The 19,804-nt window shown below is 70.6% G+C and carries 16 protein-coding genes; 8 read left to right on the top strand and 8 right to left on the bottom strand.

Annotated elements, in window-relative coordinates:
* Positions 1-282 precede the first annotated feature (282 nt).
* Genes ACFU8V_RS00520 through ACFU8V_RS00510 form a run of 3 tightly spaced genes read left to right on the top strand, consistent with a single transcriptional unit; the run spans position 283 to position 5,622 of the window.
* The gene (locus ACFU8V_RS00520; RefSeq protein WP_378868173.1) at positions 283-4,356 is read left to right on the top strand and encodes an Ig-like domain-containing protein; all 4,074 of its coding nucleotides are present in this window, start codon (positions 283-285) and stop codon (positions 4,354-4,356) included.
* On the top strand, positions 4,347-4,952 hold the full coding sequence (locus ACFU8V_RS00515; RefSeq protein WP_338566805.1) for an SGNH/GDSL hydrolase family protein: 606 nt from the start codon (positions 4,347-4,349) through the stop codon (positions 4,950-4,952). The genes ACFU8V_RS00520 and ACFU8V_RS00515 overlap by 10 nt, the downstream gene beginning before the upstream one ends.
* Positions 4,953-4,971: 19 nt before the next feature.
* Positions 4,972-5,622, top strand: a complete 651-nt coding sequence (locus ACFU8V_RS00510) for a GntR family transcriptional regulator (RefSeq protein ID WP_060922931.1) — start codon at positions 4,972-4,974, stop codon at positions 5,620-5,622.
* Between the two features lie 298 nt (positions 5,623-5,920).
* On the opposite strand, the gene ACFU8V_RS00505 is transcribed toward ACFU8V_RS00510, so the two are convergent.
* The 8 genes from ACFU8V_RS00505 to ACFU8V_RS00470 all read right to left on the bottom strand — a co-directional run bounded on the left by ACFU8V_RS00505 (position 5,921) and on the right by ACFU8V_RS00470 (position 14,240).
* Entirely contained in the window at positions 5,921-6,730 is an 810-nt protein-coding gene (locus tag ACFU8V_RS00505) for an amidohydrolase (RefSeq protein WP_303709810.1), read from the bottom strand.
* Between the two features lie 21 nt (positions 6,731-6,751).
* Positions 6,752-7,696: an aldo/keto reductase gene (locus ACFU8V_RS00500; RefSeq protein WP_025105398.1), complete on the bottom strand. Its 945-nt coding sequence runs from the start codon at positions 7,694-7,696 to the stop codon at positions 6,752-6,754.
* Positions 7,666-8,448, bottom strand: a complete 783-nt coding sequence (locus ACFU8V_RS00495) for a dimethylmenaquinone methyltransferase (RefSeq protein WP_062637033.1) — start codon at positions 8,446-8,448, stop codon at positions 7,666-7,668. Before ACFU8V_RS00495 ends, ACFU8V_RS00500 begins: the two co-directional genes overlap by 31 nt.
* Complete coding sequence (locus tag ACFU8V_RS00490) at positions 8,445-10,361, bottom strand: hypothetical protein (protein ID WP_378868167.1); 1,917 nt, start codon at positions 10,359-10,361, stop codon at positions 8,445-8,447. The genes ACFU8V_RS00495 and ACFU8V_RS00490 overlap by 4 nt, the downstream gene beginning before the upstream one ends.
* Positions 10,358-11,212, bottom strand: a complete 855-nt coding sequence (locus ACFU8V_RS00485; RefSeq protein ID WP_017204137.1) for a carbohydrate ABC transporter permease — start codon at positions 11,210-11,212, stop codon at positions 10,358-10,360. The genes ACFU8V_RS00490 and ACFU8V_RS00485 overlap by 4 nt, the downstream gene beginning before the upstream one ends.
* Positions 11,212-12,195: a carbohydrate ABC transporter permease gene (locus tag ACFU8V_RS00480; RefSeq protein ID WP_231919661.1), complete on the bottom strand. Its 984-nt coding sequence runs from the start codon at positions 12,193-12,195 to the stop codon at positions 11,212-11,214. The genes ACFU8V_RS00485 and ACFU8V_RS00480 overlap by 1 nt, the downstream gene beginning before the upstream one ends.
* A gap of 99 nt (positions 12,196-12,294) precedes the next feature.
* Positions 12,295-13,563 carry an ABC transporter substrate-binding protein gene (locus ACFU8V_RS00475; RefSeq protein ID WP_025105402.1) on the bottom strand — a complete coding sequence of 423 codons (1,269 nt, stop codon included), beginning with the start codon at positions 13,561-13,563 and terminating at the stop codon, positions 12,295-12,297.
* A gap of 140 nt (positions 13,564-13,703) precedes the next feature.
* Positions 13,704-14,240, bottom strand: coding sequence for a CGNR zinc finger domain-containing protein (locus tag ACFU8V_RS00470; RefSeq protein ID WP_105950498.1), 537 nt, complete (start codon positions 14,238-14,240; stop codon positions 13,704-13,706).
* 38 nt (positions 14,241-14,278) lie between these two features.
* On the opposite strand from ACFU8V_RS00470, the gene ACFU8V_RS00465 reads away from it, so the two are divergent.
* The 5 genes from ACFU8V_RS00465 to ACFU8V_RS00445 all read left to right on the top strand — a co-directional run bounded on the left by ACFU8V_RS00465 (position 14,279) and on the right by ACFU8V_RS00445 (position 19,760).
* Positions 14,279-15,223: a DMT family transporter gene (locus ACFU8V_RS00465; protein ID WP_378868160.1), complete on the top strand. Its 945-nt coding sequence runs from the start codon at positions 14,279-14,281 to the stop codon at positions 15,221-15,223.
* A gap of 105 nt (positions 15,224-15,328) precedes the next feature.
* Complete coding sequence (locus tag ACFU8V_RS00460; protein ID WP_378868158.1) at positions 15,329-15,994, top strand: GntR family transcriptional regulator; 666 nt, start codon at positions 15,329-15,331, stop codon at positions 15,992-15,994.
* Positions 15,991-17,517: an MmgE/PrpD family protein gene (locus ACFU8V_RS00455; protein ID WP_378868155.1), complete on the top strand. Its 1,527-nt coding sequence runs from the start codon at positions 15,991-15,993 to the stop codon at positions 17,515-17,517. Before ACFU8V_RS00460 ends, ACFU8V_RS00455 begins: the two co-directional genes overlap by 4 nt.
* A gap of 123 nt (positions 17,518-17,640) precedes the next feature.
* Positions 17,641-18,549, top strand: coding sequence for a methylisocitrate lyase (prpB, locus tag ACFU8V_RS00450; RefSeq protein WP_062637018.1), 909 nt, complete (start codon positions 17,641-17,643; stop codon positions 18,547-18,549).
* A gap of 77 nt (positions 18,550-18,626) precedes the next feature.
* Positions 18,627-19,760, top strand: coding sequence for a bifunctional 2-methylcitrate synthase/citrate synthase (locus tag ACFU8V_RS00445; RefSeq protein WP_378868152.1), 1,134 nt, complete (start codon positions 18,627-18,629; stop codon positions 19,758-19,760).
* The last annotated feature ends 44 nt before the right edge of the window (positions 19,761-19,804 follow it).

Genomic DNA, 19,804 nt, shown 5'->3' with positions numbered 1-19,804 from the left:
CAACTGGAGAGCGCAATAGTCAGAAAGTGGTGGAAAGTGGTTGTTTTGTTAACTGGTTTCTCGGATGCGAGCCTCGGTACGCGAGGGCCATCGGGATCGGGATGCCGAAGACGGCGTCGACCAGCGCCGAGCCCGATCAGCCGCGACGCCCTGGCGCCTCGAAGAACCAAAGCGATCAGTATCGATCCTTGCTAGTCGATTATCGATTGGCTACGGTCGGATCAGCCGCTCCCGCGGCGCCGCGCGCATCGGCCGTGCGGGAAGCGACAGTTCGGAGACGCGATGAAGCGTGTACTGGCAAGCCTGACCCTGGCGGCGGTGTTCGGATCCGCCCTCGCTGCGGCGGTCCCGTCGGCGGCTGCGGCCGCGGACGACGACGCCCTCTACCTCGCGCCGGGAGGTGACGACGCGGCCTCGGGCACGATCGACGACCCCCTCGCGACGCTGGAAGGCGCCCGCGACCGGATCCGCGCGCTGAAGGCGGATTCCGCGCTCCCGGACGACGGCCTCACGGTGTACCTCCGGGAGGGCACGTACCCCCGCTCGGCGTCGTTCGAGATCGGCGCGCAGGACTCGGGCACTGCCGACGCCCCCATCACCTACCGCTCGTACCCGGGGGAGACCGCCACCCTCACCGGCGGTCGCGAGCTGCCGCGCGACCAGTTCGCCGCGGTCGACGACGCGGCGGTGACCGACCGCATCATCGACCCAGCTGCCCGCGACCGTGTCGTCGGGATCGACCTCGCCGACCTCGGCATCACCGACTACGGCCAGCTCAGCCGCCACGGCTACTGGAAGGCCAACGACGTCAGCACCACCCCGCCCATGGAGCTGTTCATCGACGGCCAGGGCATGACCCTCGCGCGCTGGCCCAACGCCGACGCGGCCACCCCGACCGTGCAGATGGGTGACATCATCGACGCCGGGCCGGACCGCAACGACGCCGACCTGCAGGAGCGCGGCGGCACGTTCAGCTACGGCTACGACCGTCCGAAGCACTGGACCCAGGCCGAGGACGTGTGGCTGGACGGCATCTTCGGCTACAGCTGGGAGTGGTCGTACAACAAGATCGAGAGCATCGACACCGAGGCGAAGACCATCACCCTCCGCTACGGCGAGATGTCCGGGATCATGAAGAGCTGGTTCCCCGACTTCCACTTCGCGCAGAACCTGCTGGAGGAGCTCGACGCCCCCGGCGAGTACTACATCGACCGCGACGCCGGGAAGCTGTACCTCATCCCGAACGCGGCCTTCACGTCCGGCCGCGGCGCCGTGACGGTCACGACGCTCGACGAGCCGATGCTGCGCGCCGACGGGGCCTCTTACGTGAACTTCGACGACCTCGTGATGGAGTACGGACGCGCGACGGCCGCGGTCATCCTCGGCGGCTCGCACGTGACGATCTCGCACAGCGACATCCGCAACTTCACCGACGGCGGCGTGCTCATCAACTCGCCAGGGCGCTACACGTACGACGGCATCCCGGTGAACCGCGGCGGCCGCGACCACGCCGTCACCGACAGCCGGCTCACGCACGTCGGCGGCGTCGGCGTGGTGCTCCAGGGCGGTGACAAGACGACGCTCGAGCCCGGCCGCAACCGGGTCGAGAACTCCGAGATCGCCGACTTCGCGTACTACCACAAGGCCTACAACCCCGGCGTGATGTTCGACGGCGTCGGCAACATCGCCAGGGACAACGAGATCCACGACGCCCCACATCCCGGGATCATCGTGCACGGCAACGACCACCTGTTCGAACGCAACGAGGTGTACGACGTCTGCAAGCAGTTCCACGACCTCGGTGCGATCTACATGAACTCCGGCAAGACCCCGCAGCAGCGCGGTCACGTGTTCCGGGAGAACTACTTCCACGACATCGGCGTCGGCATGGCGGGCGTCGAGGGCATCTACGCCGACAACTTCACGTGGGACCTCACGATCGAGAAGAACGTGTTCGTGAACATGGGCAACGGTGCGATCAAGAGCGGCTCGGCCGACTACATCGAGGCGCGCAACAACGTCTTCGTCGACGCCTACGCCCCGTACGACAACTATGAGCAGTGGATGGGCAACCAGGAGGGCAACGTTGTCGACCGCGACTACATGCCGGCCTGGGAGAAGGCGTTCGCCGACAACAACGACTTCGTCGGCACGCCGTATCTGACGAAGTACCCCGAGCTCGCGCACTTCTTCGAGGACGACCACTACTTCCCGAACCACAGCACGTTCGCGGAGAACGTCGTGTGGAACCCGAACCGGGCCCGGATGGCCGGCGTCAACGAGCACGGCGCGAAGGACGGGAAGAACCTCCTGAACTACGAGGACAACTGGGTGGCCGACGCCGACCCCGGCTTCGTGGACGCCGCGAACGGCGACTACACGCTGAAGGCGGACGCCGCGGTGTTCGACCAGATCCCGGGCTTCGAGGCCATCGCCTTCGGCGAGATCGGCGTCGACGGCGCGATCGGGCAGACGCAGCAGCCGCAGACCATCCCGCTCGAGGACATCGCGTTCGACAGCGACACGCTCACGATCGACGCGGGCGACGAGGTGCGCGTGCGCGCCGTGCCGCTGCCCTGGAACGCCGACGACGCCGCGGTGACCTACGCCTCGGCCGACCCCGCCGTCGCCTCCGTCAACGACAAGGGCGTGGTGCTCGGCATGGGCCCCGGTACGACCACGGTGACGGCGACGGCGAAAGCCGATGCCACCAAGACCGCGACCATCGAGGTGATCGTCGAGGAGGGCGACGGCGTGCTGCACTTCACCGACTTCGAGTCGGGGGCGAACGGCTGGCCGACCGACCCGAACCGCTCCATCCAGGTGGATGCGTCGGGCGACAAGGTGTACCGCATCCTCAAGGGCGCCAACAGCATCCTGCCGCGGGACTTCACGGAGTTCGTGCTCGACTTCGACGTCACGGCGCCGGCCACGACCCCCGCCAACGCGGGACTCATCGTCTACGACCGCAACGGCAAGGGCGGCGGCTACATCCGCTTCCGCCAGGCCGCGGCCGGGCCGACCTGGACGATCTTCGACGACGCCTGGAAGGTCGTCGCCGAGAAGGTCGTGCCGGCGGCGCAGGGCCTGACCCCCGGCGAGACCTCGCACGTCCGTATCGCGGTGCAGGACGGGCAGACCCGGATCTCCGTCAACGGGGCGATCGCGCTGGAAGGCGCCGACCCCGGCCCCGGCAAGGCCGGTCGGGTCGGGTTCTACGTGGAGAACTACGCCTCGCTCGACTTCGACGACATCGGGTTCTCGCTCTCGGGCGTGCCGGTCACGGGCGTGAGCCTGGACGCCGATGCCGTGGGACTGACCGTGGGGGAGCGGCGGTCCGTCGCGGCCACGGTCGCCCCGGAGGACGCCAGCGACGCCCGGGTCACCTGGACGACCGACGCTCCGGAGGTCGCCACGGTCTCCGGGGGACGGATCGCGGGAGTGACGGCGGGCACGGCGACGATCACCGCGACCTCGGTCGCCGATCCGAGCCTCAGCGACACGGTCACCGTGACCGTGGACGACGCCGAGTACCCGACCACCCGCCTGGACGGTCAGCTGAAGGACGGGGCGAACTGGAGTGAGTCCGACCTCATCGCGGTGGACGACACGGGTGTCGTGATCAGCGGTCAGGGCGTGCACGGCTACGAGGCCGAGCGCTTCGGCGACACCCTGCTGCAGTTCGAGGCGGAGTTCGGCGCCTTCGACGGCGGCTGGTACGGCTTCCAGGCGCGCTCCGACCAGACCGGCCTCCCGGCCTGGCAGAACTCCAACACCGGGTACCTCGCGGTGATCAAGGAGGACGTGATCGAGTTCCAGAGCTGGACCCCGGGCCAGACCATGCTCGACAGCATCCCCAACACCGTCATCGAGCCGGGCTCCACGCACCGCATCGAGTTCGGGGCCGTCGCCGAGGACGGCGGCACCCGCATCGTGCTCCGGGTGGACGACGTGACGGTGTGGAACATGGTCGACGCCCGGGAGAACCTCCGCATCGGTGCGGACGGCTTCTTCAACGTCTACCACTACGGCAAGACGAACACCCTGGCCGTGCGGCCGACACCCCCTCCCGCGACGGTGACCGGCATCTGCTGGGCGCCCGAAGCCGACCCGAAGACCCGCTACGTGCGCGGCGAGGAGCTCGACGTGACCGGCATGCTGCTGGGCGTGGACTGGAGCGACGGATCCCGTACCACCCAGCAGGTGACGGCGGACATGGTCAGCGGTTTCGACAGCAGCAAGGTGCGCCCGCACCACACGCTCACCGTGACGTACGCTGGCGCGAGCGTCGAGCTCCCGATCTCGGTGCGACCGAAGCTCAAGAACGACGAACAGGACGTGCCACGATGCGGGTGACCTTCATCGGAGACTCGATCACCGACGCGGGGCGCGATCGCTCCGACCCGGAGTCCTTCGGGGACGGCTACGTGTCGCTCCTCGCCCCCGAGCTGCAGGCCGCGGGGGCCACGGTCCGCAACCTCGGGATCGCGGGGGACCGCGCCCGCGACCTGGCCGCGCGGTGGGACGCGGAGCTGCTGCCCACGGCGCCGGAGCTGCTGACCGTGTACGTCGGCGTGAACGACATGTGGCGGCGGTTCGACAGCGACGACCCGACCTCGGCCGAGGAGTTCGCCGCCACGCTCGGCGACCTCCTCGGCCGCGCGGTGGCCGCGCACGCCCCGCGGCTGATCCTGATGGAGCCGTACTTCCTCCCGGTGACGGAGGAGCAGCGCACGTGGCTCGACGACCTGGACGGGAAGCGGGCGGCGGTGCGGGCTCTCGCCGCGGAGCACGGGGCGGCGTTCGTCCCCCTGCACGAGGTGTTCACGGCGGCGGCGGAGCAGTATCCGGTCGTCGAGCTCGCGCCGGACGGGGTGCACCCGACGCCCCGCGGATCCGCCCTCATCGCGGATGCCTGGCGCACGGCCGCGTTCATTAGCGATAGTCGATAATGGACGTAGACTGATGGTCATGACGGATGCTCTCGGCACGGCCGGACTGCAGCGCGGACTGCTGTCGGATCAGATCTACGCGCTCATCAAGGCGATGATCAAGGACTCGACGCTGGCTCCCGGCGAGCAGCTCGTGGAGTCGCAGCTCGCCCGGCAGATGCAGGTGAGCCAGGCGCCCGTGCGCGACGCCCTCAAGCGGCTCGCCCACGAGGGTCTCGTGTCGCATGTGCGGCATCAGGGCAACTTCGTCGCGAGCTACTCCGCGGAGGAGGCGGCGCAGGCCAAGGTCGCCCGCGTCGAGCTGGAGGGGCTGGCGGGACGGCTGGCCTGCGGGGCGCTCGACCCTGCTCGCCGCGCCGAGCTCGTCGGCCTCATCGCGCAGATGCATGAGGCGGCTGAGGCGGAAGACCTCGCCCGGTTCCGCGAGCTCGACTTCACCTTCCACCGTGCGGTGATCGAGGCCAGCGGCAACGTGTACCTCCCGCGCATGTGGGACCTCCTGGAGCCGAGCCTGCGCGTCATGCACGTGCTCGGCGACCCCACCTTCACGGGGGACTGGCACGAGGTCGCGGACTGGCACAAGGGCCTGCTCGACACACTGGAGGCCGGCGACGAAGAGGCCGCGTCCGCCCTCTTCCGCGCCCACGCCGCCGGCACCCTCCTCGACTGACCCCCGCGCGAGGTCGGAGTTTCGCACCGAGGTCGCACGGCTGACCGGAGTCCCTGCGGCACGGTGAGGATCTGCGACGGGGTTGAGGAAGTGTCCCCGGGGTGGGAGTCCCTGCGCGAGGTCGGAGTTTCGCACCGGTGTCGCATCCATCCCCGGAGTCCCAGCGACGCGGGGCGGATCTGCGACGGGGGTGCGGAAGTGTCCCCGGGGTAGGAGTCCCGGCGCGAGGTCGCAGATTCGGCACGCGGTCGCATCCATCCCCGGAATCCCTGCGACCTCGGTGCGAAACTGCGATGGGCTAAGCGGTGAAGGGCGAGAGGCGGTCGGCGGTGCCGGACCAGAATGCTCGAGCCTCGGCCGGGGAGAGGGGAGGGAGAGCCTGCCGGGTCGCGGCGAGCACCTCCGCGTAGGTCGTGGTCCGCGTGGACATCGGCCAGTCACTGCCGTACATCAGCCGTTCCGCGCCGAAGAGGGCGAACGCGGAGCGCAGCAGCTCTCGCGACTCCTCCGCCCCGCGCGCCGCGAAGTCGAGCCCGGAGACCTTCGCCGACACCCCCGGAGCCGACGCGGCCTCGGCGAGGGCGGAGAGCCATGCCTCATCGGCCGTCCGGGCGCCGAGGCCGAGGTGGCAGACGACGATCGCGGTGTCGGGGTGCCGTCGGGAGAGGGTGGCCGCGGCGGGCAGCTGGTCCGGACGGATGAGGAGTTCGAGGGTGCGGGCGGTCGCGCCCAGGTGGTCGGCAAGGGCGTCGAGGCCGTCCACATCCGAGAGATCCGCGGCGAACTGCGGCACCGCGGCGCGCACGCCGACCACGGCGGGAGAGAACGCGACTGCGGTGGCGCCGGCGGCTCGTCCCGGCGCGGGGGTGTACTGCAGCACCACGCGCCGCAGGAACGGGTCGCGGGCGGCGGTCGCGGTCAGCCACTCCGCCTCCGCCACCGAGTCCGCCGCCTGCACGGCGATGGCGGAGGAGACGCCGGCTACGGTCAGCTCCCGTCCGAGACGAGCGGCCGCGGCCTGCCGGGGGAGCCCGAGGTCGTCGCGGAACCACGGGATCGGCACGGCGTCCGCATCCCAGACGTGCACATGGGCGTCGACGATCCGCACGTCAGCTCCCGGGCCGCGCGGTCATGCAGCCTCCGCGTCGAGGGCGTCCCACAGCGCGGCGGGCAGCACGGCGTCGAGGCCGTCCACGAACGCGTCCACCTCGGCGGGGGTGCGCGCCCCGACGACCACCGCATCCGCACCCTGCCGCAGCGGGAACTGCACCGCGGCATCCGCGAGGCGCACGCCGTACGCGGCGCACACGGCCTGCAGGCGCTGTGCCCGCTCCCGGAGCTCCGGGGGTGCCGGCTTGTACTCGAAGAAGGGGGAGCCGACCGGGTCGACGAGGATGCCGGAGTTGAACACCGCGGCCGCGAGCACCCCGATGCCGCGGGCCGCCGCGGTCGGCAGCAACCGGTCCAGGGCGGTGCGGTCGAGCAGCGTGAGCCGACCGGCCTCCATCACCACGTCGAGCGGCGCCTCGGCGACGTAGCGCTCCAGAGGGTCGAGCCGTCCCAGGCCCACGCTGATCGCGCGCACGACCCCTTCGTCGCGCAGTTCGACGAGGGCCGGAAGCGCCGTCGCGAACGCCGCCTCCACGTCCAGGGGGTCGTGCAGGTGCAGCACGTCCACGCGATCGACACCCATCCGGGCGAGGCTGCCGTCGAGGCTCCTCCGCACGCCGTCCCTGCTGAGGTCGACGACGGAGTCGTGTCCGCTCGCGGCGCCCGCGACGGGGCGGCCGTCCGCATCGACCAGCACCCGGCCGACCTTCGTCGCGATCACGTAGTCGTCCCGCGGCACGCCGCGCAGGGCGAGGCCGAGCTTCCGCTCGCTCTCGCCCGAGCCGTACAGCGGTGCGGTGTCGAAGAAACGGACGTCGCGGGCGAGCGCCGCCTGCACGGTCGCCACCGCGTCGCCGTCGGGCACAGGGGCGAAGAGGTTGCCGATCGGTGCGCACCCGAGCCCGACGTCGTCGCGCGCGGCGACCTCGGGATTCAGCGGACGGAGCTCTGGACGGAACGCCATGCCTCGTACTCCTCGCGGCTGTCGGGGGTCAACGGGTAGTAGTCGCTCAGGCGCGCGCCCTCGTCGAGACGGCGGCGGCTGAACACCTCCCACTCCTCATGATCGCGCGCGTCGTCCACGACCCGCGGCGCCATGGCCTGCGGCACCACGACAGGGCCGTCGTCGTCCGCGACCACGAGGTCGCCGGGCATGCACAGCGCGCCGCCCACCGCGACCGGCACGTCGTAGGCCCACGGCACGAGCTCCGACTGCGAGGCGTAGTGCGGGGTCGTGCCCGTCGACCACACCGGGATCCCGAGCTCGCGGATGCGGCCGGCGTCGCGGATGCGGCCGTCCACGACGATCCCCGCGCCCCCCTTGCGTGCGAAGTAGCGCGCCAGGATGTCGCCGATGCACCCGGAGAACCGGCTGCCGTAGGCCTGGATCACCAGCACGTCGCCGGGCTGCACGGCTTCGAGCACGTGCCACAGGGCGGTGTGCCGCTCGGCGTACTCCTGGCCGTCGCCCGAGGCCATGTCCTCGCGCTGCGGCATGAACTGCAGGGTCAGCGCCGAGCCGACGACGCGCTGGCCGAGGCTCAGCGGCTCCGGCCCGTCGATGTAGCTGCGGCGGATCCCGAGCCCGTGCAGCTTGGCGCACGCGGTGGCGGAGGAGATCGCGTCGAAGGAGTCGACCACCTCGCGCGAGGGCCGCTGGTAGGCCCCACCCCGCACGGGCAGGGCGAAGTCGGGTCGGATCAGATCGGCGCTCATGCGTCTCCTTCAGGGAACAGGTGGCGCGGCGAGCCGGTCGCGCGCGCGATGGTCAGGTCGAGGTCGGCGGTGTGCGCCGGGGGCAGGGTCACCACGAGGTCGTCGTCCACGTCGAAGGTCGTGGTGACGGTCGGGGCGTCCGGGGCGGTGTACGTGCCCGAGGCGCCGGGCCAGAAGCCGGGCTCCTCGCCGGTCGCCGTGACCCGCACGATCCGGTCCAGGCCGAAGCGCCCCCCGCGCAGCCGCACGGTGCGGGTGTGCACGGCGGAGGTGTTCACGAGATGCACGCCGATGTCGTCGTCGTCGAGACGGTGCACGAGCGCGGCGACGTCCTCCGGGAGTCCGGGCCGCGCGCGGTCGACGTCCTCGTAGCGGAGCGCCGTGAAACCGAGCCCGCCGTTGTAGAGCACCTGCGGCGCCCCGCCGACGAGCTGGGTCAGCACCTCCGTCACCACCGGGTTCACGCGCTGCCAGAAGTGCAGGTGCGCGGCGTCGGGGTCGCGGTCGTCGGCGAGCATCATCGCGGCACGACGTGCCACCTGGCCGAGCGCCATCTCCAGCGCCCGCACCGGATAATCGGGCAGGTCGCCCGAGAGATACGCGAACCAGCCGGCCTCGTGACCCGCCTCCTCCTTGTCGCGGAACGGCGCGACGAGGTCGGCGGAGGAGGGGAGGCCGGCGATCGCCGTCTCCAGCCGCTCCCGGTCGGACGGCCGCCGCGACCACCACCACAGCCACAGGGGGAGGTCGAGCTGCAGCGGACCGTAGTCGAACCAGCCGTCCGCGCCGTGGCGGTAGGGGACCAGCAGAGCGGGCTCGGTGGCGGCCGCGCCGAGCCGGGCCATCCACCCGCCGCGCAGGCTGTACGTGGACTCCGCGACGCTGCCCGTGCGCGCCTCGGCGAGCACGGTGTCGAGCATGGTGCGCACGAGGTCGAGGGCGCCGTCGTCGCCCGTGACGAGCGCGTGGTTGAGGGCACCGATCAGGGCGCTCATGCCGACGGAGTGCAGTCCGTGCGGCCAGGCCCAGCCGTAGTGGCCGCCCCACCAGCGGCCGTCGTGGAGGGAGCCGACGGTGCCGTCAGGACCGACGTTGTCGGGGAGCAGCCCGCCGCCCGCGCGCGCACGCCAGCCGTCGACGTACCGGCGGATCCACGCGGCCGCCTCCTCGTCACCGTCGTAGAGCCAGCGGTTCGCGGCGAGGGAGGTCGCGGCGAGGTTCACGGCGATGTCGCCGGCCGCGCGGCGCTGCATCTCCTCCGCCATCCGCTGGGCGTGGGCGGGGTCGGCGAGGTCGTCCCAGGAGGCGATGCCGTCCAGGCCGTGCAGCGGCAGACCGTAGGGGCGCATCTCGTCCCGGTCGGCGGTGTACGGCACGATCTTCTCGTCGAGACCCTCGCGGGCACCCAGAGCGCCGTTGTGCGGAGAACGGATCATGTTGCGCTCGGCGTCGTAGTTGCCCTGTGCGGGGTCGGTGAAGAGGGTCGCGAACCGGGCGGCGCGCGCGGCGAACGCGGGGTCGGCCGGGTCGGCGGCGCAGATGCCGGCGAGGAACAGCAGCGACTCGCCCTGATGGAACCAGTCGTAGCCGTTGTCGTACTCCTCGGTGAGCATGCCCGCCTCGGCGAGCTGCACGGTCACGCCCTCCCAGTGCCGCTTGGCGTCGGCGAGCACCTCGTCGGAGCCACCGAGCAGGTAGAACGCGGGCCAGTTGAAGAAGGGCTCGTACAGGTCGTCCACGCCGTCGCGGTCGATGAACTCCGCGACGCCGCGGAGGCGGCCGTCCGGCAGCGTGTAGCGGTCGCGGAAGAGGCGGCGGGCCTCCTCGACCTCGGCGAAGAGCCGGCGCTGCAGCACGGCCCAGGCCGGGATCGCACGCAGCGGACGGGTGAGCGGGGTCTCCGGCACGGTCATCCCTTCGTCGCTCCGGCGACCAGGCCGCCGATGATGTGGCGCTGCATCACGATGAAGAACACCATCGCGGGCAGCACGGCCAGCAGGAGGGTCGGGAACACTTGCGTGTAGTCGGTCGAGAACTGTCCGACCGCCGCGTAGACGCCGGTGGTGACCGTGTAGATCCCCGAGCTCGGCCCGAGGATGATCTGCGGACTCACGAAGTCGTTCCACACGCCGATCGAGTTGAGCACCACGACCGTCGCGACGACGGGCTTCATGATCGGGAAGATGCACGCCCAGAACGCGCGGATGGGCCCGGCGCCGTCCAGTGACGCCGCCTCGTCGATGTCACGCGGCACGCTGCGGAGGTAGGCCGTGAACAGGAAGATCGTCACCGGCAGGGTCGCCGCCGTCTCGAAGAGGATGAACCCGGGGATCGTGTTGATGAGCCCGAGCACCCGCAGCACGAAGACGACGGGGATCAGCGTCACCTGACCGGGGATGAAGAGCCCGGAGACGAAGAGGAGCAGCAGTCCCAGATGCCACTTCGACCGCCCGCGGGCGATGACGTAGGCGACGGGCGCGGCGAGGGCGATGCAGCACAGGTTCACGAGCACGACGAACAGCAGCGTGATGCCGTACGCGGCGATCACGTTGAACTTGCTGCTCGTGATCGCGGCCCACAGGTAGTCGAACGTGAACATCTGCGGCGTGATCAGCAGCGGGTTCTCGATGATGTCGGCCTGCGGTTTGAACGCGTTGATCAGCATCGTGTACATCGGGATCAGCATCGTGATCGCGACGACGCCGAGGACGATCCACCGGATCGTGCTGACGGCGAGGGCCGGGCGGTTGCGGGTCTGCTTCATCAGTCGGTCGCCTTCTGCTCGGCGCGGCGTCGCACCAGCGTGACGGCGAGGCCGACGACCGCGGTGACGATGAGGAGGATCATGGACTGCGCGGCGCCGAAGCCGAGGGCCGAGTTCGCGAAGGAGTCCTTGAGGATCTGGTACACGATGGTCTGCGTCGATCCGGCAGGCCCGCCGTCGGTGAGCGACAGCACCACGTCGTACGCCTTGAGGAGCCCGACGAGGGTGAGCACGAGGTTCACGGTGAAGACCGGCGCGATGAGAGGCAGCGTGATGGACCGGAACTGCTGCCACCGCGAGGCGCCGTCCACGGTCGCCGCCTCGTAGTACTCCGCGGGGACGGACTTGATGCCGGCGAGGAACAGGATCATGTTGAAGCCGAAGTGCGACCACACGATCGTGAAGATCACGCTCGCCTTGGCGAAGGTCGGGTCCGTGAGGAACGGCATCGCCGGGAGGCCGAGCGTGCTGAGCAGACCGTTGACGGCGCCGGTGGGGGAGAGCATCGCCGACCAGAGGAAGCCGATGATGAGGGCGCTGATCACGTACGGGTAGAAGAAGATCGTGCGCAGGATCGTGTTCGAGCGGCCGGGCCCGGAGATGAGGGCGGCGATCGCGAGGCCGATGGCGTTGCAGAGGATCGTGCCCACCACCGCGATGATGCCCGTGAAGATCGCGGCCTGCGTCGAGCGCGGGCTGCGGAACGCCTTGATGTAGTTGTCCCAGCCGATGAAGTTGAAGTTGAGGCTGTACCCGTTCCAGTCGGTGAAGCTGAGCACCGCCGCGAGGATCATCGGGATGACGAACATCGCGAGGAAGACCGCGACGGCCGGGCCGCCCATGAGGATGCCGGGGATCCGGTTCCGCCACTGCTGCAGCGCCGTGCGGCGGCGCGGGGCGGGGGGCGAGCTCATCGGCGTCGATGGTCCTGTCGGGGTGGCGGCGGCGGCCGGAGGCGGCGCGGTCGTGGTGGGCGGAGTCATGGCGGCACTCTCGTTCTCGGTGGCGCGTTCAGGGGGAGGCGCTGGGGCAGCGCCGGGACGGCGCCCGGGACGGATGTCGCGTCCCGGGCGCCGCGAGGGTCAACCGGCGTTGGCGGCGAACCAGTCGTCCATGGCCTGCAGCACCTGGTCGGCGGGTGCGCCGCCGAGCAGGGCCTGGGTCTGGGTGTTGATCTCGCCGGAGTAGCCGTCCGGGAGCGTGCGCTCGCCGTAGCCGCCGCCGGTGGGCGTGTAGGCCTCGGCCGGGGTGTCGGCCACGATCTGCAGCAGCTCCTCGCCGAGCGGCGTCATGTCGTACTCGTAGCCGTCGCGGAAGTTGCCGTCGACCGCGAGCTGGTCGCTCACCGCGGTCTGGTCGGTGGTGAGGAACTCGATGAGCTTCGCCGCCGCGTCCTGGTTCTTGCTCGCCTTGAGGATCGAGTACGGGCTGGCGATGTTGGCGCCCATCGCGGGCTGCTCGTCGGCGCTCATGGCGGGGGCGCGGAAGACGCCGATGTCCGCGGAGTCGGCGGCCTTCGCCTGCGTGCCGGCGAACCAGCTGCCCATCGAGTACACCGCCGTCTTGCCCGAGAGGAAGGCCTGCTCGGCGTCCGGGTACTTGATGCCCAGGGCGTCGCCGGGGATGTAGCCCTCGGACACCCAGTCCGCGTAGGTCTCGACCGCATCGCCGTAGGTCTCGCTGAAGGTGACGTCGCCTGCCGAGATGTCCTGGAACCACTCCGGGTCCTCGGCGATGATGGTCGGCAGTCCGAGCGCCTGCAGGGTGTGGCTCGTCATCCAGTCGCCGCCGGTCTGGACCGGGGTCCACCCGGCGTCCTTGAGCTTGCCGAGGGCCTCGGTGAGCTCGTCGACCGTCGTCGGCACCTCCGTGATCCCGGCCTCCTCGAAGGCGGTCTTGTTGTAGAAGAAGAGGCTCTGCAGCTGCACGCCGATGCCGGCCATGTAGTTCTTGCCGTCGATCGAGTACTGGTCGGCGAGCGGACCGGACGACGCCCACTCGTACTGCGAGAGGTCGACGAGCTCGGGGGCGAGCTTGGTCGTCGGCGCGATGGATTGCACGACGTCGGGAGCGTCACCGGCGGCCAGCAGGCGCGGCACGGCGGCTTCGACGCCCTCCGCACCCGGGTTCTGGATGACGACGTCGATGTTCGGGTTGGCGTCCTCGAACGGCGCGACGAGGTCGTTCCAGAACTCCTCGGTCAGGTTCGGGGTGACGTTCACGAGCATGCGCACGGTGACGTCGCCGCCGGCGTCACCGCCGTCGTCGCCGGCGGTGGTCGAGCAGCCGGCGATGGCGAGGGCGGACACCGCCGCGATGCCGGCGAGGGGGAGGACTCGGGCCTTGATCATCGTTGATCCTTTCCTGATGCATGAGGGAGGGCCGCTCGCGACATTACACTAATCGATAATCGTTTGTGAAGAGCGGGCAGCATCGAACCCGCTCGGACCGCATTCCGGTCTGCGGTCTCCGAGCGGGGCGCGCGGCGCGGTCAGCCGGCGGCGCGGCGGGCGCGGTACGCCGCCACGGCGTTGCGATTGGCGCAGCTCGTCGAGCAGTAGCGCTTGGAGCGGTTGCGGGAGAGGTCGAGGGCGATCGCCTGGCATGTCCCGTCCGCGCAGACGGTGAGGCGAGAGCCCTCGTCCGTGCGGATGACGTCGATCAGGGCCATCGCGGTCTCCACGAGCACCCGTTCGGCGAGCGGGCGTTCGTCGGCGAGCCCGTGCAGGTGCCAGTCCAGCTCGTCGTGGCGCACGAGCCGCGGGGTCAGGCGCACCTCGGCGAGAGCGGCGTTGACGTGTGCGGCCATCTCGTCGCGCGGAGCGAGCAGCATGGCGCGGAGGCGCGACCGCAGAGCGCGGAGGTCGTCGAGCTCCACCGTGTCCCCGTCGACCCGTCCCGTGTACGGGAACACCCGAAGGAAGGCCTTCTCGTCGTCGATGTCGACCAGGGTGTCCGGGTCCTCCGCCGAGTTGGCGAGCCAGACCGCCGCGCGCAGTGCATCCTCTGTGTCATCGGTGAAGACCATATTGACAGCTTACTCCGGTCGGCGTAGCGTCATCCCTCATGAGCACGGTGGCTGATGACACTCCGCGCACCCGGACCGGGGTGCGCCTCGGCCTGCCGCTCGCTGTCGCCGCCGCCTTCGCGTTCGGCTCCTCCGGGGCGTGGGCGCGCGGACTCATCGATGCGGGGTGGACGCCGGGGGCCGCCGTCACGGTGCGGGTCTGGGTCGCGGCGCTCGTGCTGCTCGTCCCCACGGTCCTCGCGCTCCGCGGGCGGTGGCGTGCTCTCCGGCAGAACGCGGGGATGGTCGCCGCCTATGGCCTCCTCGCCGTCGCGGCCACCCAGCTCTGCTACTTCCAGGCCGTCGCGGTGATGGACGTCGGGATCGCGCTGCTCATCGAGTACACCGCCCCGGTCGCGGTGCTCCTCTGGCTCTGGCTGCGCCGGGGCGAGCGTCCCACGCGGCGCAGCGTCCTCGGTGCCGGCATCGCCTTCGTCGGGCTCGTCCTCATGCTCGACATCGTCACCGGGGCGCAGGTGGACGTGATCGGTGTCCTCTGGGCGCTCGGGGCGATGGTGGGGGCCGCGAGCTACTTCGTGCTGTCCGCCCGGGCGGACACCGGGATCCCGCCGATCGCCCTCGCGGGCAGTGGGCTGCTGCTCGGCGCCGTGGGTCTGAGCCTCGCCGCGCTCATCGGCGTGCTGCCGTTCGCGTGGACGACGGCCGACGTCGACTACCGGTTCGGCGCGGTGCCGTGGTTCGTGCCGGTCCTCGCGATCGGCGTGATCGCCACGGCCCTCGCGTACGTGCTCGGCATCGTCTCGACGCGCATGCTCGGCTCCCGGCTGGCCTCGTTCGTCGCGCTCGCCGAGGTCGTGGCGGCCCTGCTCTTCGGCTGGCTCCTGCTCGGGCAGCTCCCCGGCCCGCTGCAGGCCCTCGGGGGCGTGCTCGTGCTCGCCGGCGTGGTCGTCGTGAAGCTCGGCGAGCCCCGCCCCGCCCCCTGAGCTGCGCCCGGATGGAGGGCGGGCGGGCAGAGGCTATGTATACGAATAGACCACCCGCATTCGAGAAGTGGACCGCGTGGGGCTCTTTATGTATACACTGGCGAGATGGTCCTCCCTGTTGAGCGCACGTCCATGGGCGATCGCGCCTATGCGGCGCTCCTCGACGGCATCCAGTCCGGGGAGCTGCCGGCCGGTTTCGTGCTCGGCGAGGTGGAGCAGGCCGAGCGCCTGGGTGTGAGCCGGACGCCGCTGCGGGAGGCTCTGCGTCGCCTGGCCGCCGACGGTCTGGTCGTGCAGCAGTCGCCCCGCGTCACCGTCGTCGCCGACCTCGACGCCGACGACATCCGGTCCCTGTTCGAGATCCGCCGCGCGCTGGAGGAGACCTCCGCCCGGCTCGCCGCCGTCCGGGGTGACGCCGACCGGTTCGCCGCGCTCGCCGAGGAGTTCGCGCACGTGGACCTCACCAGGGCGGAGGGCCGCGACGCCTACTACGCCCTGATCGCGCGATTCGATGCGGCCCTCGACGACGCCGTCGCCAACGACTACATCGCTGCGGCGCTGCGCACTGTCCGCACCCACCTCGTCCGCGTGCGGCGCATGGCGCGGGACAAGCCCGCCCGGCTCGCCGCCTCCGCCGCCGAGCACCGCACGATCGCCGAGGCGCTCGCCGCCCGCGACGGCGACCTCGCCGCCCATGCCACGCACGTGCACCTGCACAACGCGCTCACCGGCATCCTCGACTCCCTCCCCGACAGCGAAGGACACTCATGACCGTCACCCACCACGTCCGCGTGCACGCCAGCTCCGAGAACCTCGTCCGCGAGGATCAGCTCGCGTGGAAGATCGCCGAGGTCGCGGTCGACCAGGTCGAGGTCGAGCAGCCCGTCGTCGACATGATCATCAACCGCATCATCGACAACGCCGCCGTCGCCGCCGCCTCTCTCACCCGCGCGCCGATCATCGCCGCCCGCGCGCAGGCGTTCAGCCACCCCGTCTCGACGGGCGGGGCCGGCGCCAACCTGTTCGGAACGCCGCTCGACCGCCGCACCAGCCCGGAGTGGGCGGCCTGGGCGAACGGCGTGGCCGTGCGCGAGCTCGACTACCACGACACGTTCCTCGCCGCCGAGTACTCGCACCCGGGCGACAACATCCCGCCGATCCTCGCGGTCGCGCAGCACACCGGCAAGGACGGGCGCGCGCTCGTGCGCGGCATCGCCACCGGGTACGAGATCCAGATGGACCTCGTGCGCGCGATCTGCCTGCACAAGCACAAGATCGATCACGTCGCGCACCTCGGCCCGTCCGCCGCCGCCGGTATCGGCACGCTCCTCGGCCTCGACGTCGAGACGATCTACCAGGCGGTCGGACAGGCGCTGCACACCACGACCGCCACGCGCCAGAGCCGCAAGGGCGAGATCTCCACCTGGAAGGCGCACGCCCCGGCCTTCGCCGGGAAGATGGCCGTCGAGGCGGTCGACCGGGCGATGCGCGGACAGACGAGCCCCGCGCCGATCTACGAAGGCGAGGACGGCGTGATCGCCTGGATGCTCGACGGCAAGGACGCGGCCTACGAGGTGCCGCTGCCCGCCGCCGGCGAGGCCAAGCGCGCGATCCTCGACTCGTACACGAAGGAGCACTCCGCGGAGTACCAGGCGCAGGCGTGGATCGACCTCGCCCGCAAGCTCGGCACCGCGAACCCGGCCCTCCGCGACCCCGCGAACATCGCGTCGATCGTGCTGCACACCAGCCACCACACCCACTACGTGATCGGCTCGGGCGCGAACGACCCGCAGAAGTACGACCCGACGGCCTCCCGCGAGACGCTCGACCACTCCATCCCGTACATCTTCGCAGTGGCGCTGCAGGACGGCGGCTGGCACCACGTCGACTCCTACACGCCGGAGCGCGCCGGCCGCGCCGACACCGTCGCGCTGTGGCACAAGATCACCACGGCCGAGGACGCGGAATGGACCCGCCGCTACCACTCGGAGGACCCGGACGAGAAGGCCTTCGGCGGTCGCGTCGAGATCCGCCTCACCGACGGCTCGACCGTGGTCGACGAGATCGCCGTCGCCGACGCCCACCCCCTCGGCGCGCGCCCGTTCGCGCGGGAGAACTACATCGCCAAGTTCCGCCTGCTCGCGGAGCCCGTGCTCGAGCCCGCCGAGATCGAGCGGTTCCTCGAGCTCGTGCAGCGCCTGCCCGAGCTCACGGCCGCCGAGGTCGCCGAGCTCTCGATCGTCGCGAAGCCGGGTCTGCTCGACGACGCCGACGCCCCGACGGGCCTGTTCTGATGCCCTTCGACAGGCTCAGGGACCCAGCCAGCTGGGTCGCTGAGCCTGTCGAAGCGCCGCTGGGTTGCTGAGCTTGTCGAAGCATGCTGAGCCTGTCGAAGCACGATCACGAAGGAGCAACTGATGCTGTACTCCACCACGACGCCCGCCGAGAAGCGGCGCCTCTTCCGGGAGCGGCTCGCCTCCGGGGAGCTGCTGCGGTTCCCCGGCGCGTTCAACCCGCTGAGCGCCCGGCTCATCGAGGAGAAGGGGTTCGAGGGCGTCTACATCTCGGGCGCCGTGCTCTCCGCGGACCTCGGGCTGCCGGACATCGGCCTCACAACGCTCACCGAGGTCGCCGGGCGCGCGAAGCAGATCGCCCGCATGACCGAGCTGCCCGCGATCGTCGACGCCGACACCGGCTTCGGTGAGCCGATGAACGTCGCCCGCACGATCCAGGAGCTCGAAGACGCGGGCCTCGCCGGCACCCACATCGAGGACCAGATCAACCCGAAGCGCTGCGGACACCTCGACGGCAAGGCCGTGGTGGACGAGGACACCGCGATCAAGCGGATCCGCGCGGCCGCCGACGCCCGCCGCGACGAGAACTTCCTGATCATGGCGCGTACCGACATCCGCGCGATCGAGGGGCTGGACGCGGCGATCGACCGGGCCAAGGCGCTCGTCGACGCGGGGGCGGACGCGATCTTCCCCGAGGCGATGCGCACGATCGGCGAGTTCGAGGCCATGGCCGCGGCGCTGGACGTGCCGATCCTCGCGAACATGACCGAGTTCGGCAAGAGCGAGCTGTTCTCGGTCGACGCTCTCCGCGATGCCGGGGTGCGCATGGTCATCTGGCCCGTGTCGCTGCTCCGGATCGCGATGGGGGCGGCGGGCCGTGCGCTCGATACGCTGAACGACGAGGGGCACCTGACCTCGAAGCTCGGGGAGATGCAGCACCGCGCCGACCTCTACGAGCTGATCGACTACGAGTCGTACAACCGTTTCGACTCCGGCGTCTTCAACTTCACACTCGACAACACCGGTCGCTGAGCGCAGCGAAGCGGACACACGACGCGGTTGCTGAGCGAGGAGCGCAGCGACGAGTCGAAGTACACGAAGGAGTGACCATGACCGAGCCGGACATCAAGAAGGGCCTCGCGGGGGTCGTCGTCGACACGACCGCGATCTCGAAGGTCAACCCCGAGACGAACAGCCTGCTCTACCGCGGCTATCCCGTGCAGGAGCTCGCGGACACGCAGTGCTTCGAGGCCGTGGCGTACCTGCTGTGGAACGGCGAGCTGCCGACGGACGACGAGCTCGCCGCGTTCCGGCTGGAGGAGCGGAAGCACCGCGCCCTGGCCGACAACGTGAAGGCCGCCATCGACCTCGTGCCGCTCGAGGCGCACCCGATGGACGAGGTGCGCACCGCCGTGAGCCTGATCGGCGCATCCGACCCCGAGGCCGGCGGTTCCGTGCTCGACGCCGGTGGCAGCCCGGAGCAGAACCTGGCGCGCAGCATCCGCCTGTTCGCCGCGCTGCCGGCCATCGTGGCCTACGGCCAGCGACGCCGTCGCGGCCAGGAGCTCATCGCTCCGCGCGACGACCTCGACTACTCGGCGAACTTCCTCTGGATGACCTTCGGGGAGGAGGCCGACGATGTCGTGGTCGACGCGTTCAACCGGTCGATGATCCTCTACGCCGAGCACTCCTTCAACGCCTCGACCTTCACCGCCCGGGTCATCACCTCGACCCTCAGCGACATCTACTCGGCGGTCGTCGGCGCCATCGGCGCGCTCAAGGGCCCGCTGCACGGTGGGGCGAACGAGGCGGTGCTGCACATCTTCAAGGAGATCGGATCGGCGGACGCCGTCGAGGCCTGGCTCGACAAGGCCCTCGCGGAGAAGCGCAAGATCATGGGCTTCGGGCACCGCGTCTACAAGAACGGCGACTCCCGCGTGCCGACGATGAAGGCCGCGCTGGACACCCTGGTCGCGCACTACGGCCGGGAGGACGTTGCCGCGCTGTACGACGCCCTGGAGTCGCAGTTCGTCGAGCGCAAGGGGATCCACCCGAACCTCGACTACCCGTCCGGTCCCGCATACAGCCTCATCGGCTTCGACACCCTCACCTTCACGCCGCTGTTCGTCGCGGCGCGGGCGACGGGGTGGACGGCCCACGTCATCGAGCAGGCAGGCGCGAACGCCCTGATCCGCCCGCTGTCGCACTACGACGGCCCGGACGAGCGGCACGTCGCCCGCTGACCCCGTTCCGTTCGAATCGCCTGATTGGCTCCATTCTCGCCCGG

It is taken from the genome of Microbacterium sp. NPDC057658 (assembly GCF_042799975.1).
Classification (GTDB): domain Bacteria; phylum Actinomycetota; class Actinomycetes; order Actinomycetales; family Microbacteriaceae; genus Microbacterium.
The sequence above is the reverse complement of the archived record's forward strand: the minus strand, read 5'-3'. Positions and strand labels throughout refer to the sequence as shown.

Excerpts from the sequence above, each read along its gene's own strand:
- ACFU8V_RS00520 (WP_378868173.1), top strand. The coding sequence starts at position 283 with ATGAAGCGTGTACTGGCAAGCCTGACCCTGGCGGCGGTGTTCGGATCC.
- ACFU8V_RS00515 (WP_338566805.1), top strand. The coding sequence starts at position 4,347 with ATGCGGGTGACCTTCATCGGAGACTCGATCACCGACGCGGGGCGCGAT.
- ACFU8V_RS00510 (WP_060922931.1), top strand. The coding sequence starts at position 4,972 with ATGACGGATGCTCTCGGCACGGCCGGACTGCAGCGCGGACTGCTGTCG.
- ACFU8V_RS00500 (WP_025105398.1), bottom strand. The coding sequence starts at position 7,696 with ATGGCGTTCCGTCCAGAGCTCCGTCCGCTGAATCCCGAGGTCGCCGCG.
- ACFU8V_RS00495 (WP_062637033.1), bottom strand. The coding sequence starts at position 8,448 with ATGAGCGCCGATCTGATCCGACCCGACTTCGCCCTGCCCGTGCGGGGT.
- ACFU8V_RS00490 (WP_378868167.1), bottom strand. The coding sequence starts at position 10,361 with ATGACCGTGCCGGAGACCCCGCTCACCCGTCCGCTGCGTGCGATCCCG.
- ACFU8V_RS00485 (WP_017204137.1), bottom strand. The coding sequence starts at position 11,212 with ATGAAGCAGACCCGCAACCGCCCGGCCCTCGCCGTCAGCACGATCCGG.
- ACFU8V_RS00480 (WP_231919661.1), bottom strand. The coding sequence starts at position 12,195 with ATGACTCCGCCCACCACGACCGCGCCGCCTCCGGCCGCCGCCGCCACC.
- ACFU8V_RS00475 (WP_025105402.1), bottom strand. The coding sequence starts at position 13,563 with ATGATCAAGGCCCGAGTCCTCCCCCTCGCCGGCATCGCGGCGGTGTCC.
- ACFU8V_RS00470 (WP_105950498.1), bottom strand. The coding sequence starts at position 14,240 with ATGGTCTTCACCGATGACACAGAGGATGCACTGCGCGCGGCGGTCTGG.
- ACFU8V_RS00465 (WP_378868160.1), top strand. The coding sequence starts at position 14,279 with ATGAGCACGGTGGCTGATGACACTCCGCGCACCCGGACCGGGGTGCGC.
- ACFU8V_RS00460 (WP_378868158.1), top strand. The coding sequence starts at position 15,329 with ATGGTCCTCCCTGTTGAGCGCACGTCCATGGGCGATCGCGCCTATGCG.
- ACFU8V_RS00455 (WP_378868155.1), top strand. The coding sequence starts at position 15,991 with ATGACCGTCACCCACCACGTCCGCGTGCACGCCAGCTCCGAGAACCTC.
- prpB (WP_062637018.1), top strand. The coding sequence starts at position 17,641 with ATGCTGTACTCCACCACGACGCCCGCCGAGAAGCGGCGCCTCTTCCGG.
- ACFU8V_RS00445 (WP_378868152.1), top strand. The coding sequence starts at position 18,627 with ATGACCGAGCCGGACATCAAGAAGGGCCTCGCGGGGGTCGTCGTCGAC.